This window comes from Erwinia psychrophila, from assembly GCF_039023475.1.
In the GTDB taxonomy this organism is placed as follows: domain Bacteria; phylum Pseudomonadota; class Gammaproteobacteria; order Enterobacterales; family Enterobacteriaceae; genus Erwinia.
In genome coordinates, this window is sequence record NZ_JBCHVB010000004.1 from 393,251 (window position 1) to 407,653 (window position 14,403).

The window sequence follows — 14,403 nt, forward strand, 5'->3', positions numbered from 1 at the left end:
AAAAGCTAACCGCTGAGTGGTTAAGCTCGCATTTCCCAGGGAGTTACGTTTGTTAACTCCCACTCATTTCACTTTCGTCTTCCAGCAGCCACAAAGAGCTGGCACGCCGCAAATTACTATTCTCGGCCGCCTGAACTCGCTGGGGCATCCCCGCATCGGTCTTACTGTCGCCAAAAAACACGTTAAGCGTGCGCATGAACGCAACCGGATCAAGCGATTGACCCGTGAGAGTTTTCGCCTGCGTCAACACGAACTCCCCGCAATGGATTTCGTCGTGGTGGCAAAAAAGGGCGTTGCCGATCTGGATAACCAGGCACTGGTGGAAGCGTTGGAGAAGATATGGCGTCGTCACTGTCGCCTGGCTCGCGGCTCCTGATTGCGCTGATTCGCGTCTATCAACGCGCAATCAGCCCACTCTTAGGACCCCACTGTCGTTTTCATCCAACCTGTTCTCAATACGGTATTGAGGCATTGCGCAGGTTTGGCGTGATAAAAGGCAGTTGGTTGACAATGAAACGCGTATTAAAATGCCACCCCTTAAACCCGGGTGGCGACGATCCAGTGCCGCCGAAAACCGAAGATAACAGAGAACATTAACGATGGATTCGCAACGCAATCTTTTTCTCATCGCTTTTCTGTTCGTGTCTTTTTTGATCTGGCAATCCTGGCAGACGGACCACGCTCCGCAGCCATTGCAGACCCAGACCACGCAAAACACGACAGTATCCGGTGATGCCGCCAACCAGGATGTACCTGCCAGCGGCCAGGGCAAAACGATCACCGTTAAGACTGACGTTCTGTCTTTACATATCAACACCCGCGGTGGTGATATTGAGCAGGCGCAGCTGCTGACCTACCCGGATAAGCTGGGTTCCTCACAGCCTTTCCAGCTGCTGGAAACAACCCCTGGTTTTCTGTATCAGGCACAGAGCGGCCTGACCGGCCGTAACGGCCCGGATAACCCGGCGAACGGCAGTCGTCCTCTGTTTACCACCTCTCAGGACGCTTTTGAGCTGGCTGACGGGCAGAGTGAATTACGGATCCCGCTGACCTTTACGGCGGAAAACGGCGCGACCTTCACCAAGACGTTTGTACTGAAGCGCGGTGAGTATGCGATCAACGTGGATTATCAGGTCAACAACACCACCCAGCAGCCGCTGGAAGTGGCGATGTTCGGCCAGCTGAAGCAGACTATCGATCTGCCCAAGCACCGCGATACCGGCAGCAATAACTTTGCGTTGCACACCTTCCGTGGTGCGGCTTACTCCAGCAGTGAGACCAACTACGAGAAGTACAAATTCGACACCATCAGCGAAAACGAAAACCTGAGCACCACCACCGCTAACGGTTGGGTGGCGATGCTGCAGCAATATTTTGCTACCGCATGGGTTCCACGCACCGCCGGTACGAATACGCTCTATACCAGCAATCTGGGTAACGGTATTGCGGCGGTTGGCTATAAGTCTTCACCGGTGACCATTGCTCCTGGCTCGCAGCAGAATCTGGCTGCCACGCTCTGGGTTGGCCCGGAAATTCAGGACAAGATGGCCGCAGTCGCGCCGCATCTGGACCTGACCGTCGACTATGGCTGGCTGTGGTTTATCTCTCAGCCGCTGTTTAAGCTGCTGAAGTTCCTGCACAGCTTTATCGGTAACTGGGGCTTCTCGATCATTGTTATCACCTTTATCGTTCGTGGCATCATGTACCCGCTGACCAAAGCGCAGTACACCTCCATGGCGAAAATGCGCATGCTGCAGCCTAAAATTCAGGCTATGCGTGAACGTATGGGCGATGACAAGCAGCGTATGAGCCAGGAGATGATGGCGCTCTATAAGGCAGAGAAAGTGAACCCGCTGGGTGGCTGTCTCCCGCTGGTTATCCAGATGCCTATCTTCCTTGCGCTCTATTATATGCTGATGGGCTCGGTGGAGCTGCGCCATGCGCCGTTCGCCCTCTGGATCCATGACCTGTCAGCACAGGACCCGTACTACATCCTGCCGATCCTGATGGGCATAACGATGTTCTTCATTCAGAAGATGTCGCCGACCACCGTGACCGACCCGATGCAGCAGAAGATCATGACCTTTATGCCGGTCATCTTCACGGTGTTCTTCCTGTGGTTCCCATCAGGTCTGGTGCTGTACTACATCGTCAGTAACCTGGTCACCATTATCCAGCAGCAGTTGATCTACCGCGGTCTGGAAAAGCGTGGCCTGCATAGCCGCGATAAAAAGAAAGCATAACAATCCCTCCTCCAGCCAGTATGGCGAAGGGTGTATGATAAGGCGGTCAGTTGACCGCCTTATTTTTTTGCGTAAAAGAGAGTGAATGATGAGCCATAGCGAGACTATCGTCGCCCAGGCAACGCCGCCAGGGCGTGGTGGCGTGGGTATCCTGCGTATTTCCGGTCACAAAGCCGCGGAGGTGGCGCAGGCCCTGCTTGGCAAACTGCCAAAGCCACGCTACGCCGATTATCTGCCCTTCCGTGATGCGGACGGCAGCGCGCTGGATCAGGGGATTGCCCTCTGGTTTCCTGGTCCGAACTCCTTTACCGGCGAAGATGTGCTGGAACTCCAGGGTCACGGCGGCCCGGTCATTCTTGACCTGTTGCTGAAGCGGATTGTGGCGATGCCTGGCGTACGCATCGCCCGCCCCGGCGAATTCTCCGAGCGGGCTTTTCTTAACGACAAGCTCGATCTGGCTCAGGCTGAGGCGATTGCCGATCTGATTGATGCCAGCTCCGAACAGGCGGCACGCTCCGCGCTTAACTCGCTACAGGGCGCCTTTTCCCTGCGCGTTAACAATTTAGTGGAAGCACTCACTCACCTGCGGATCTATGTGGAAGCCGCTATCGACTTTCCGGATGAGGAGATCGATTTTCTCTCCGATGGCAGAATTGAGGCGATGCTGAATCAGGTGATCGGCGATCTGGATGACGTCCGGGCGGAAGCACGTCAGGGCAGTCTGCTGCGTGAAGGGATGAAGGTGGTCATTGCCGGACGGCCTAACGCCGGAAAATCGAGCCTGCTGAATGCGCTGGCCGGGCGCGAGGCGGCGATTGTGACCGATATTGCGGGCACCACGCGCGATGTGCTGCGCGAACATATTCATATCGACGGTATGCCGCTGCATATTATCGATACCGCCGGGCTGCGTGAAGCCAGCGACGAAGTGGAACGGATCGGCATTGAACGCGCCTGGAATGAGATTGAGCAGGCTGACCGCGTGCTGTTTATGGTCGATGGCACCACCACGGGCGCCACGGAACCGGCGGACATCTGGCCGGACTTTATTGCCCGCCTGCCCGTAAAGCTGCCGATCACCGTGGTGCGCAATAAAGCGGATATTACCGGCGAGGGGCTGGGCCTTACAGAAGTAAACGGTCACTCACTTATTCGCCTTTCCGCCCGTACCGGTGAAGGGATCGAGGTGCTGCGCGATCATCTTAAGGCCAGCATGGGGTTTGCCGGGAATACGGAGGGCGGTTTTCTGGCACGGCGTCGTCATCTTCAGGCTCTGGAGTTAGCGGCTACTTACTTACAGCAGGGCAAGGCGCAGCTGCTGGGTGCCTGGGCTGGCGAATTGTTGGCAGAAGAGCTGCGTATGGCGCAGCAGAGCCTGAGTGAAATCACCGGTGAATTCACCTCAGACGATCTCTTAGGGCGCATTTTCTCCAGCTTTTGTATCGGGAAATAAACCCAGCGGGCCGCGACTGAGAAGATTAGTTATCGTGTGAATGCAAAAACCAGCGGCAAAAATAATCTCAGACCGGGCCCTGTGACGCCGGCATACAGAAGTGCCAGGTTAACCGGTGAGGTATATCCCACCGGTTATTAAGGGGCATGAGACTCTTAAGAGAGCGGCAGTTCCAGCACCTGCCCGCCCTCCTGTGCCAGCCGCGCCAGGTAGTGCGAGGCATCCAGAATCTGGTATGGGAAGTACAGGCCTGGCGCAACCGGCGGCAGGCCATCCAGCCCGACCAGTCGCTCAAGAAGCAGGGCTATTCCCATTCCTGTCAGCGGCGCAGCCCCGCCCGGATGGACTACCGCATGCCGGGTGCTAAGTGGCTGACCCTTAAGGTCCACGCCGGACATCTCCAGGATGATCTCTGTTGAAAATGTTCCGCCTTTGCGTCTGTCAGAACTGACGCCCATGCCCAGATTAAACTGGACGCTGTGCGCGCCCGTGGCCGTTGCCAGCCCGACCACATCTATCGAGGAGAAGCCGGAGGCTTCTATTTCGGTTCCATCAAGCGCTGAGAACACAGCTTTCGCATCATTACCCTCACGCCAGAGATAGACACCATCCCGGCGCGTGAGTGCCGCAGGCAGCAGGTGATTCAGATGTTCAAAATCAGCGGCAACCGCCGGACCACCGGCATCTTCTTCATCGACCAGCGCACCAATGCGGATTTCATGCACCTGGCTAAAAGAGCTGGCCAGTTCGAGCGCAGGAACCGTTGTGCCGCCGACCAGCCACTCATAACCAAGCACCACCGCCGCGGCACCCGGAGCCTGCATAAAGCTTGCGATTTCTGGGGCGATCTCGAACACGCCTGAGGAGATACTCAGATGCGGCACGCCGCGCGACTGAGCAAAGCGAAGCCCGGCAAGCGAGTGGTCCTTATAGAGCACGACCACAGCACTGATTTTTCGCTCGCCGAGACCCAGATCGGCAGAGGCCGGGTCGATCACCACCCCTTCCGCTCCTCCCATTTCTGCCGCAGCGTTCTGCGCCTTGATCAAATCACGACCTCCGATCAGCAGAGGGAGATCGGGATAGCTGGCGCGTAATGCGCGCGCAGTCTGGTGACCGATGGCGCCAGAACCGCCCAGAAGTAATACAGGATCAAATGACATAAGTGTGTTTCCTTATTGACGTGATAAGCTACCATTAGTAGGAATAGTAGCACCGCCCACAGGAAAAGCTACTTTTAGTAGGTTAAATGGAGTAGTCATATGAAAAAAAAACCTGTCCCGGAATCCGCCTCCCCCTCACGAAGATTATCGAAGGCAGAACGACGACGGCAGCTTCTCACCACCGCGCTGCTAATCGTGCGGGAGGAAAATGCGGATCGACTGACTCTGGGACACCTGGCCGAGCGCGCCGGCGTATCCAAACCTGTGGTTTACGATCATTTCGCTACCCGCTCGGCGTTGCTGATCGAGCTTTACAGATGGATCGATACCGAGCGCGTCAGGACGTTTACTGAGGCGATGACCACTTATTCAAGAAGTACGCAAGAGACCGTAGAGACGCTGGCAAGTGCCTACATCCATTGCGCGGCGGACAAGACAGACGAGTTCCACTCGGTAGGTGCAGCGCTGGCGGGAAGTGAAGAGAAGGTGGCGGTCCTCCAGGAACTTCTGGACAACTGCGTCGCGATGTTCGTATCAGTGCTTACGCCGCATGTCAGTATGTCGCCTCAGGCGCTGCTAAGATGCTGCATTGGTCTGGTCGGCGCTGGAGAAGCCCTCTCCATTGCGCTTGTCCGGGGACGGCTGGAGGAGGCTGAAGCGGTTACTGCCTTCAGGTCGCTAATCTGGGGCGCGGTGCAGTCGGGAGATAAACCGGCAAACGATGGTAGGCGGGATGAACCGGTCCGGGCTGGCGCAGACCAAAGATAATATCGCTGGCCCTGGCGTGGCAAAGCGAAAGTCATCGGCTGAAGCTACTTCCCCAAAACCCCAGCACGTAGTGATGGGGTTTTGGGGACATGGTCGCGTAGCCCAAATAAAACCCGATTTCTTCGCTTGATTCATATCAATAAAGTTTAGAATGGTTTTTCTTTCACACAGGAATACGAGGCAATAATTATACTCTTTATCATGAATGAGTGAGTTGAATGGCCAGGTTTTTATCTTACTGACTCTGACTGACCTGATACATATAGCTCAGGCCATATGTAGCCACCTGGCCACAGGTATATATACCACAGACCCTATGACCGGCAGCCTTATGCAGATAAGCCTCTTTCTGGTAAAAACACCGGCTTTATCGTTTAACTTTGAAAATTCTCAGATAAGACAAGAGAGCAGCCTGAGCTTTGTTGTCTCGCAGTACACAAGGGAAAATTAAAGATAAGCAATCATTATAATTTATTAAAAACCCAGACAGTAAACTAAACCCGCTCCTTATATCAATTGACCCCCACTTCTCTTATTTATAAATACCACCTGCCTGCCTGGGCGATACGCCATCATTCTGAAAAAACCCATATTGATGTAAAGGTGGGTGAAAGTTGCTAAGAAAATTCTTACAATAATCGGGCTAATTTCCCGACCATTATCATGGAGTGACAGATGGCCAGTCATTTTGCACGGTGGACCCTGAACCACACTCTGGTACCCGCGCGACACCTTCCCGACCCGGTGGTTAATCTCGCCAGCAGCCTGCCTGAAAAGCGCCGGGCTCGCTATCTTGCCTCACGGGTTGTACTGGCAGCGCTGATGCAGCAGATCTATGGCATAGCCGTCCTGCCTGAAATTACCATGAGCAGCAATGGACGCCCCTGCTTTGCTGACCCTGAGCTACCCGACTTCAGCATCGCCTATGCGGGCAATATTGTGGGTGTTCTGCTGGCAGACGAGGAGGGTCACGGCGGCCTGGGGATGGAGTTTGTGCGCGCTCACAGCCGGCAGGCGATTGAGCAGCTGGCCAGTGGGCTTTCCTCAGGCGAAAAGGCCTGGATTCGGGCGCAGGCCGATCCTTACGAAGCTGCCACCCAGCTCTGGGCTATCCGGCAAAGCGTGCTGAAATTATCGGATAAAGCAGACCACGGTACGCATACGCTGCGGCTGCTACCGGCATCTGGCCGTCTGCGGTCGCAGGCCTTTCCTGATACTCAGGCCATTTCTGACGTGGAAGATCTGCTGGTCTGGTCCTGCGCATTTTCTCGCGGCAGCGATCGGCTGCACCTTTGGGATTATGATGGCAGGGTGCTGGAAAGACGGTATGAACTGCTGACCGCCTCGCAGCATGTGGGACCACAAGTGCTGCGGCTGACCAGTCTGCCGCTGGAAAAATGAACATCCTTCCTGGGTATGAACCGTTTTTTGCGACCTCCCCCTGCCAGATGAATATTCCCGCTTTTCTGCACGTACTGGCCACGGCATTCCAGCGTCAGCCTGACCACGAGCCACGCTTTTGTTAAAATTAACGCTCACGTCTGGATACGATAAAGGGGCAGTCTGGAGATCTAAAATTATTGTACGTTACGGCTATTTTTTGCAATTTTTGATTTTAGCTGGCCTCAGCCGGCGAAACTTACCGGTGGCCGGTTACTTTTCCAGTTATAATCGCCAGTCAGTTTATTATGCTCCCAGCTAACCGCGACAAATGCGACAAATGCGACAGTAACTGCTCGTTGATCTGTAGCCCCTTACGCTTCAGGGCATCAACTGCTTTTTCCATATACAGGTATTCCAGAGGGAGATCGCAGCCTTCAGCTGCGTCAATCCGCTGGCGCGACAGCTCTGATTCCCGGTTTCCGGTCCTTTATTTCTCGCAGCCGGTGCATGAATACCGCACGCGCCAGCGCGTTACGGGCTTTGTCTTTATTCAGTCCTGCCTGAACCGGCCGACACAGTGCCAGATCGCCGAACCCGCCGGGCATGCACAGAGTTCGCTCTATGCGGTCAATTCTCTCAGTGCTTTGGCAAGTCCCTTCTGCCTGGGGTAGCTGGCAAGCTTTTTCAGCATCAGGGTTTCCCTGCTTTATCGACGTCGCTAATAGAGGCAGAAAAAGCGGATTACGCCTCACTGGCCTACCAGGGTGTAGCAACTTCAATACCCAGAAAAAATACTCTCAGGGGAAACCGGAGCGGTTGAGAATATAGCATTAGCCTTGCTGCATAAAAAAACGCTGAATACTATGGCATTCGAACCAGATTAGCATTCAGCGTGCAATATCATTACAGATATAAAATCAACAAAACCGAAAGATGTGTTAATAAACGACACATAATTAAAATTACAGACTCTCATAAATTATTTATTATTTTTTTATATTCCCCTGGTATTGCGTTTGCTTCGATGAAGAGACATTACTTACCTCAGTTCTTCAACATGCTCAGGGTAATATTAATAAACGGAACAATCAAACACCAAAAAATAGAAACCTATGAGTTCTCATAGGTCATGAAACTTAACACATCACATAACCATTTGAAAAGGAAAGTTTTCATGATAGCCGCGCTCAATGCAAACCTCTATAAGATTAGCTGTTGAGTCAGAGTGGAATTTTAATTTAATATTCCGTAAATAATAATCATAGTTTGCAAGTGACATATTCATGATGTCTGCAATTCTTTTCCTTCTCATCCCCTTAAGGATAAAAAACAGCACTCTGGCCTCATTAGCAGTAAGATTTACCCCCCGGTATGCGGACACTTTCAGATACTTTGATTTTCCGGTAACGTTAGAAAAATCAAAAGCGCCTTTCATAATAACAGCAGTAGCCAGCGTTCCTGCAGGATGCCCATTTTTATTATAAATAATCTCTTTGGATGTGTGCAAATAGGCCTTAACCACCCCAGGCAACGGTTCAAGGACATTATAATTTTCGCCGGATAGAATAGCACTCTCATGATTGATATAAATATCACCTCTTTCAGCCCAGGGCATATCCGAATCATTTAATCCCTGTAGCTTATAAGGGTGCACCCCTGAGAAACGGCTAAACACTGTGTTAGAGGCCACAAAGCGGTGGTTCAAATCCTTCACAAGGATAATCCCGCCCCCGGCATTGATTAAGGGGTTGTCCATATAGGATTCAATCGTTGGCGCAGGAATTTGCTCCTCACGGGTGAAAGATCGTTTTCCCTTTTCCATAAAAAAGCCCCTCCAGTGGGATTTTGTTGCTTTGTCACCTTTGTGGGTATCAGCCTCCTGCTCTACCACCGTTGTAGAAAACCTTGCAGACAACTGAAAGGCAGATCAACCCGACATCGGTTTACTCTGCCTCAATCCAGACGATGAGAGATATCGACAATGTGGATTCCACGGCGATGGTTGCTTTAAAGTCCGCTTCATGCAGCGGACTCACAGCATCAGAATTCGTTCTAACCAACCGAGTACCCGCCATCAACTGTAATAATTTGTCCTATGATGGATCGAGCGGCATCAGAAGCGAGGAATAAAGCCGTGGCGGCAATCTCCCCAGTTGTGGCTATCCGCCCGGTAGGCATTCTGCTGAGAAATTCTGCTTTCGCTTCCTCATTCCGACCCACAAAGCGATCAAACATATCAGTCTCTACAGGGCCAGGCGCAATTGCATTCACCCTGACGCCTTTAGCTGCAACTTCAAGTGCTGCAGAGCGTGTAAGCCCATTGACCGCATGTTTACTGGCAGCATATACGCTTGCTCCAGGGATCCCAACCAATCCTGCCTGGGAGGAAATATTGATTAAGCTACCGGCTCCCTGCTTGCTCATAACCGGCAAAGCATGCTTCATTACAAGCTGTGTCCCCAGGACGTTTGTATCAAATACCTGGTGAAAGTCTTCGACGGTAGTTCGATCATGTGGCGCAGGCTGGCCTTCTGTTCCCGCACTGTTAATTAATGTGTCAATCCTTCCGTATATTTGACAGGCTTTTTCTATTAAAGCGGCGACTTGCTCTTCAATCACAATATCAGCGAGTACAAAGTGGCTCTGGGAATGAATGTTTCTCAACGCCTCTTGTAGTTTTTCGCCTCTTTTGGCATTTCTACCGGAAAATATTACGTTATAACCGTTATTCGCAAACTGACGACAGCACTCTTCGCCAATTCCGGAAAGGGCTCCTGTTATTACAACTGTTTTTGCTGACATTTGGAAATCCTCAAGATAGTTTGTAAACACCTGCCTGTAGCGGATTGCTACTCATATCGTAAGTGGGGAATTACAGCTGAAAAGACTACACCCTCTTAATTATAAAAGGCAACCGGGAAAAACAGCGTTGTCATAATGTCTCATCGCTGAGGCCTGTACTGCATGAATATTCTGTCATTCATTCGCCAGTTTTAATGGTCATCCTCCCTGGTAATGCCTGGGGTATACAATATTCTGCGCCGCTCATTATTAAGCAAGGCTGGTACGGCGATTCTGCATTGCGTCGCAGAGTTCAGGCCGGACTGAACAAAGCAGCAGTCCGGAATACACTTGCCCAGGCTATCTTCATGCATCGCCCTACGAAATAAGGCTTCGCGATCTGGGAATTACTCAGATTTATCGCGCCAGCGGATTGTCATTGATTACCGTCGCGATCGCATTATGGAATAATGTATACAGAAAACGCCTGTAACTTCTAAAAAATGCTGTATCTCAATAAAAAATTATTGTCCCACCAGGAGCACATTAATTTAATGGGAATCTGTATCTGGAGAAAAAATAAAAAACCGGCTGGGGGAGAGGAATATAACAATGTCATGGCCATGGACAGTGAAAGGATGACTTGTAATCCAAACCCAGCTCTGCGCTTAGTTTTTCAAATGTTGTTTCCCATGATTGTTCATCGTTTGATGACAGTGCGCTGGCAATATCGATTACAGTTTTTTATTTCATTTTTCATTTCAAGCCACCATTACCCGGTATCTTAACGCCTGGAATTTTCCACAGCGTAGGAACTACAACTTGCTCTGTCCCACTATAATATGATGAGAAAGCAAACGTTCAGGCAAAGAAAGCCTGGTGCCCCATGGTGGGTAAGATCGAAAAACGACCAGCGACGTCTGAAGAGGCTTGAGGGAAAGAGAAGGATTGCGCATCAGAGAGGCCGTACAGCGGCTGAAGCAAGCGGGAAAGAACTTCCCGCTTCAGGAAAAGTCCGGCAGTAACCGGGAACGGTTATGCGTCGATAAAGGCGATCTTCGCCACAAACAGCAGCGCTACCACAACCACGCAGCCACTAATCTCACGCCAGCGGCCTGTGCCTGCCTTCATCACACAATAGGAGATAAAGCCCAGCGCAATCCCTTCCGTGATAGAAAAGCTGAAGGGCATCATGGCGGCAGTGACAAACGCCGGTACCGCTTCGGTCAGGTCGTCCCATTTCACGCGCGCCAGGCTTGAGGTCATCAGGACGCCGACGTAAATCAGCGCGCCTGCCGCCGCATAGGGTGGCACCATGCCCGCCAGCGGGGAAAGGAACATCACCAGCAGGAACAAAACCCCCGTAACCACGGCAACCAGACCAGTACGGCCGCCGACGGAAACGCCGGAAGAGCTCTCAATGTAGGCAGTGACGGAAGAAGTCCCGATGTAGGAGCCGGCAACGGAGCTGATGCTGTCCACATACAGCGCCTGCTTCATTCGTGGGAAAGTGCCTTTTTCATCCGCCAGCCCGGCCTTATCCGTCACGCCAATCAGCGTCCCCGAAGAGTCAAACAGGTTAACCAGCATAAAGGAGAAGATGATTCCGGCCATGCCGAGATTCAGTGAACCCGCCAGATCGACCTCTCCCACCACGGATGTGATACCTGTCGGTATGGAGAAGACCCCGCCGAACTGCACGTCACCAATCGCCAGCGCGATCAGCGTGGTCACCACAATCGATACCAGTACGGCGATATGAATATTGCGTGAAGCAAGAATCGCGATAATAAAGAAGCCCAGCGCCCCCAGCAGTACGCTGTGAGAGGAAAGATCGCCGACGGCCACCAGCGTATCTTTATTAGCTACCACGATGCCGGCATTTTTCAGGCCGATCATCGCAATCAGCAGGCCGATACCCGCAGAGATCCCCACCCGCAGGCTGACCGGAATATTGGCAATCATCCAGTAGCGCACGCGGAAGATCGTCAGCAGCAGCAGCCCGACGGCACCCCAGAAGATGGCGCCCATACCCACCTGCCAGGAAATGCCCATGGCACCAACCACCACAAAAGCGAAGAAGGCGTTCAGCCCCATCGCCGGTGCCAGCGCGACCGGCAGATTTGCGACCAGCCCCATCAGGATACTGCCGAAAGCGGCGATCAGGCAGGTAGTAACAAACACCGCCTGGGTGTTCATGCCCGCCACACCGAGAATTTGCGGGTTCACAAAGACGATGTAGACCATCGTCAGAAAAGTAGTGAAGCCCGCGACCACTTCTGTTCGGGCCGTCGTGCCGTGTTCATGCAGTTTAAAGACCCGTTGCAACAGACCAGTGTTATTCATTGTGTGTATCCAAAACGGAGAAAAGTTAACGACCGCTATCCTAACCTAAAAATTTGTTTTTGCCAGACGGCGTTATTAATTTTCGCAACCGATTGCCTGCTTTTGTCGTTCAGTCGCGACCGCTAAGGGTAATTGACATTTCCTCATCGCAATTCAGCGGTAAAGCAGTAAAGTGGGAGAACACGGCAAAAATGGAGAAGCGCTGCATGACGGTTGAATGTGTCTTTTTTGATTGTGACGGAACGCTGGTAGACAGCGAGTTGCTCTGTACCCAGGCCTATGTAAACACCTTTGCGCGGTTTGGCGCTGAGCTCTCACTTCAGGAGATGTTTGAAAAATATAAGGGCGTTAAGCTTTATGACATTATCGCCGACGTTTGCGCACGCCATCAGCTGACTGTCCCGGTCGAGGTTTTGGAACCGGCCTACCGTAAGGAAGTCGCTCGCCTGTTCGATCTTGAACTGAAGCCGATCGCCGGCGCCCGCGAGCTGCTTGACCAGATGAATGTGCCTGTTTGCGTGGTGTCCAACGGCACCGTGGGCAAAATGCAGCACTCGCTGGGTCTGACCGGTATGCTGGGCTTTTTTGATGACCGGTTGTACAGCGGCTACGATATTAACAGCTGGAAGCCGGAGCCTGAGCTGATGCACCATGCGGCCAGTCAGATGGGCGTTCCTCTTGAAAACTGCATTCTGGTCGATGATTCCGAAGCTGGCGCGAAAGCGGGTATTGCTGCGGGAATCCCGGTTTTTTACTACTGTGCCGATGCGCACAATAAGCCTCTTGAGCATCCTCTGGTGACCGTATTCGATGATATGGCCCAGTTGCCTGCGCTGTGGCGGGAAAAAGGCTGGATGCTAACCCGCTAGTCCTTTCAGCGCGGCGAAAAAGCGAAGAGAGATCGGCGGCGGCAGGTATCAAACCCTGTACCTGCCGCCGCAAAGGCTACACAGTCAGCCGATTGCGCCCAGCCGATCCTCATCACCTTCTGTTTTTGGCAGAAGAAACAGCGTGGCGAAAATATCCAGCAGGTAAATCAGCGCCAGCAGCGTAATGGCCGCCGCAAACGAGATTTTCGCAGCCAGCAGGCCAATGACCAGCGGACCGAAGCCCCCCACGCCACGCCCCAGATTAAACAGGACATTTTGCGCGGTGGCGCGGACCTGGACGGGATAGGTATCAGAAATCAGGGCGCCATAGCCGCCAATCATCCCGTTCACAAACATACCCATCAGCGCGCCGGTAAAGAGCATCACGGTGGGATCGCGTAGCTGGGCGTAAACGATCACCATCACCACCGCCCCGAACTGATAAAACAGAAAAATTTTCCAGCGGGCGAACCGATCCGCCAGCACGCCAAACAGCCAGATGCCAAAGGTCATACCGACCACCGTTACCGCCGTCCACAGGCCAGATTTGGTCAGCGAAAAACCGAAATTGGCGGAGAGGTAGCTGGGCATCCAGATCATCAGGCCGTAATAGCCGAAGTTCTGCACGGAGCAGAGGATAAAGATGCCCAGGCTGGCTTTCGCCGTTGCGGCATCATGGAAGAGCAGTTTGATCCTCGCAGTAAAAGCGAGGCGCTGCTGTTTTTCGCTCTGTCGGGTAAAGGCTTCCGGCTCACCCAGCCCCCGGCGGATAGCAAAGGAAACCAGTGCAGGCAGCAGCCCCACCAGAAACATACCGCGCCAGCCGATCACGTTCAGCAGCAGCGGCGTAATCAGTGCCGCCAGCAGCACGCCCAGCTGCCAGCCCATACCGACCCATGCCGAGGCGCGGTTGCGTTTGTTAGCAGGCCAGGACTCGGCAATCAGCGCCATACCGATCCCGAACTCGCCCCCCAGCCCCACGCCTGCCAGCGTGCGGTAGATCAGCAAATCCCAGTATCCCTGCGCGATGGCGCAAAGCCCGGTAAACACGGAAAACATCAGGATGGTGAACGTCAGCACGCGGATGCGTCCGAAACGGTCGCTGAGATGACCAAAGATAATGCCGCCGATCACCGCGCCGATCAGCGTCCAGGTCACCAGCGAACCCGCCTGAGAAGAGTCCAGCGCCAGCGAGACGCTGATGGCCGGCAGCATGAAGCCAAGAATGAGCAGATCGAAACCATCCATGGCGTAACCGCTGACGGCCGCCAGCATCGCCTTGCCCGGCGTGGCGCCCTTTTGCGGCGTCTTGAGAGTCATGCGCGTTTCCTGTCGAAAAAAAATGTGCGCCAAGTATAAATTTGCGGAGAGTCACATTCCAACGGAAAAACGCGGGC

Annotated in this window: 13 protein-coding genes and 1 pseudogene; 8 read left to right on the plus strand and 6 right to left on the minus strand. The window is 53.1% G+C overall.

What is annotated here, in order from left to right; genetic code table 11:
- Positions 1-16 precede the first annotated feature (16 nt).
- From rnpA to mnmE, 4 genes are all read left to right on the plus strand, one after another.
- Complete coding sequence (rnpA, locus tag AAH446_RS12885) at positions 17-376, plus strand: ribonuclease P protein component (RefSeq protein ID WP_342907075.1); 360 nt, start codon at positions 17-19, stop codon at positions 374-376.
- The gene (yidD, locus tag AAH446_RS12890; protein WP_342907076.1) at positions 340-597 is read left to right on the plus strand and encodes a membrane protein insertion efficiency factor YidD; all 258 of its coding nucleotides are present in this window, start codon (positions 340-342) and stop codon (positions 595-597) included. The genes rnpA and yidD overlap by 37 nt, the downstream gene beginning before the upstream one ends.
- A 2-nt stretch (positions 598-599) precedes the next feature.
- Positions 600-2,243, plus strand: coding sequence for a membrane protein insertase YidC (gene yidC / locus AAH446_RS12895; RefSeq protein ID WP_342907077.1), 1,644 nt, complete (start codon positions 600-602; stop codon positions 2,241-2,243).
- Between the two features lie 88 nt (positions 2,244-2,331).
- Complete coding sequence (mnmE, locus tag AAH446_RS12900) at positions 2,332-3,696, plus strand: tRNA uridine-5-carboxymethylaminomethyl(34) synthesis GTPase MnmE (protein ID WP_342907135.1); 1,365 nt, start codon at positions 2,332-2,334, stop codon at positions 3,694-3,696.
- A gap of 155 nt (positions 3,697-3,851) precedes the next feature.
- Here the strand turns inward: mnmE and AAH446_RS12905 are convergent, their stop codons facing one another.
- Positions 3,852-4,859, minus strand: coding sequence for an NAD(P)-dependent oxidoreductase (locus tag AAH446_RS12905; RefSeq protein ID WP_342907078.1), 1,008 nt, complete (start codon positions 4,857-4,859; stop codon positions 3,852-3,854).
- 99 nt (positions 4,860-4,958) lie between these two features.
- On the opposite strand from AAH446_RS12905, the gene AAH446_RS12910 reads away from it, so the two are divergent.
- Both AAH446_RS12910 and AAH446_RS12915 read left to right on the plus strand, forming a co-directional pair.
- Entirely contained in the window at positions 4,959-5,627 is a 669-nt protein-coding gene (locus AAH446_RS12910; RefSeq protein ID WP_342907079.1) for a TetR/AcrR family transcriptional regulator, read from the plus strand.
- A 675-nt stretch (positions 5,628-6,302) separates the two neighbouring features.
- A complete protein-coding gene (locus AAH446_RS12915; RefSeq protein WP_342907080.1) occupies positions 6,303-7,028 on the plus strand; it encodes a 4'-phosphopantetheinyl transferase family protein in 726 nt (241 codons plus the stop codon).
- Between the two features lie 425 nt (positions 7,029-7,453).
- Here the strand turns inward: AAH446_RS12915 and AAH446_RS19775 are convergent, their stop codons facing one another.
- From AAH446_RS19775 to AAH446_RS12930, 3 genes are all read right to left on the minus strand, one after another.
- Positions 7,454-7,762 carry a Tn3 family transposase gene (locus AAH446_RS19775; protein WP_463322807.1) on the minus strand — a complete coding sequence of 103 codons (309 nt, stop codon included), beginning with the start codon at positions 7,760-7,762 and terminating at the stop codon, positions 7,454-7,456.
- A gap of 392 nt (positions 7,763-8,154) precedes the next feature.
- Positions 8,155-8,832 (minus strand): helix-turn-helix transcriptional regulator, encoded by a 678-nt coding sequence (locus AAH446_RS12925; RefSeq protein WP_342907081.1) that lies wholly within the window; start codon positions 8,830-8,832, stop codon positions 8,155-8,157.
- Positions 8,833-9,062: 230 nt separating this feature from the next.
- Positions 9,063-9,812, minus strand: coding sequence for an SDR family NAD(P)-dependent oxidoreductase (locus AAH446_RS12930; protein ID WP_342907082.1), 750 nt, complete (start codon positions 9,810-9,812; stop codon positions 9,063-9,065).
- 275 nt (positions 9,813-10,087) lie between these two features.
- Between AAH446_RS12930 and AAH446_RS12935 the strand changes: the two are divergent.
- A pseudogene (locus AAH446_RS12935) lies at positions 10,088-10,278 on the plus strand (Tn3 family transposase); the annotation flags it as partial.
- 548 nt (positions 10,279-10,826) lie between these two features.
- On the opposite strand, the gene AAH446_RS12940 reads toward AAH446_RS12935, so the two are convergent.
- Positions 10,827-12,137 (minus strand): NCS2 family permease, encoded by a 1,311-nt coding sequence (locus AAH446_RS12940; RefSeq protein ID WP_342907083.1) that lies wholly within the window; start codon positions 12,135-12,137, stop codon positions 10,827-10,829.
- Positions 12,138-12,343: 206 nt separating this feature from the next.
- Here AAH446_RS12940 and yieH point away from each other — a divergent pair, with 206 nt between their 5' ends.
- On the plus strand, positions 12,344-13,006 hold the full coding sequence (yieH, locus tag AAH446_RS12945) for a 6-phosphogluconate phosphatase (RefSeq protein ID WP_342907084.1): 663 nt from the start codon (positions 12,344-12,346) through the stop codon (positions 13,004-13,006).
- An 84-nt stretch (positions 13,007-13,090) separates the two neighbouring features.
- On the opposite strand, the gene AAH446_RS12950 is transcribed toward yieH, so the two are convergent.
- A complete protein-coding gene (locus AAH446_RS12950; RefSeq protein WP_342907085.1) occupies positions 13,091-14,326 on the minus strand; it encodes an MFS transporter in 1,236 nt (411 codons plus the stop codon).
- Positions 14,327-14,403: the final 77 nt, after the last annotated feature.

Coding starts and splice junctions, on each gene's coding strand:
- AAH446_RS12950 (WP_342907085.1), bottom strand. CDS start 14,326: ATGACTCTCAAGACGCCGCAAAAGGGCGCCACGCCGGGCAAGGCGATG.
- AAH446_RS12910 (WP_342907079.1), top strand. CDS start 4,959: ATGAAAAAAAAACCTGTCCCGGAATCCGCCTCCCCCTCACGAAGATTA.
- yidD (WP_342907076.1), top strand. CDS start 340: ATGGCGTCGTCACTGTCGCCTGGCTCGCGGCTCCTGATTGCGCTGATT.
- yidC (WP_342907077.1), top strand. CDS start 600: ATGGATTCGCAACGCAATCTTTTTCTCATCGCTTTTCTGTTCGTGTCT.
- AAH446_RS12925 (WP_342907081.1), bottom strand. CDS start 8,832: ATGGAAAAGGGAAAACGATCTTTCACCCGTGAGGAGCAAATTCCTGCG.
- AAH446_RS12915 (WP_342907080.1), top strand. CDS start 6,303: ATGGCCAGTCATTTTGCACGGTGGACCCTGAACCACACTCTGGTACCC.
- AAH446_RS12940 (WP_342907083.1), bottom strand. CDS start 12,137: ATGAATAACACTGGTCTGTTGCAACGGGTCTTTAAACTGCATGAACAC.
- mnmE (WP_342907135.1), top strand. CDS start 2,332: ATGAGCCATAGCGAGACTATCGTCGCCCAGGCAACGCCGCCAGGGCGT.
- AAH446_RS12930 (WP_342907082.1), bottom strand. CDS start 9,812: ATGTCAGCAAAAACAGTTGTAATAACAGGAGCCCTTTCCGGAATTGGC.
- yieH (WP_342907084.1), top strand. CDS start 12,344: ATGACGGTTGAATGTGTCTTTTTTGATTGTGACGGAACGCTGGTAGAC.
- AAH446_RS12905 (WP_342907078.1), bottom strand. CDS start 4,859: ATGTCATTTGATCCTGTATTACTTCTGGGCGGTTCTGGCGCCATCGGT.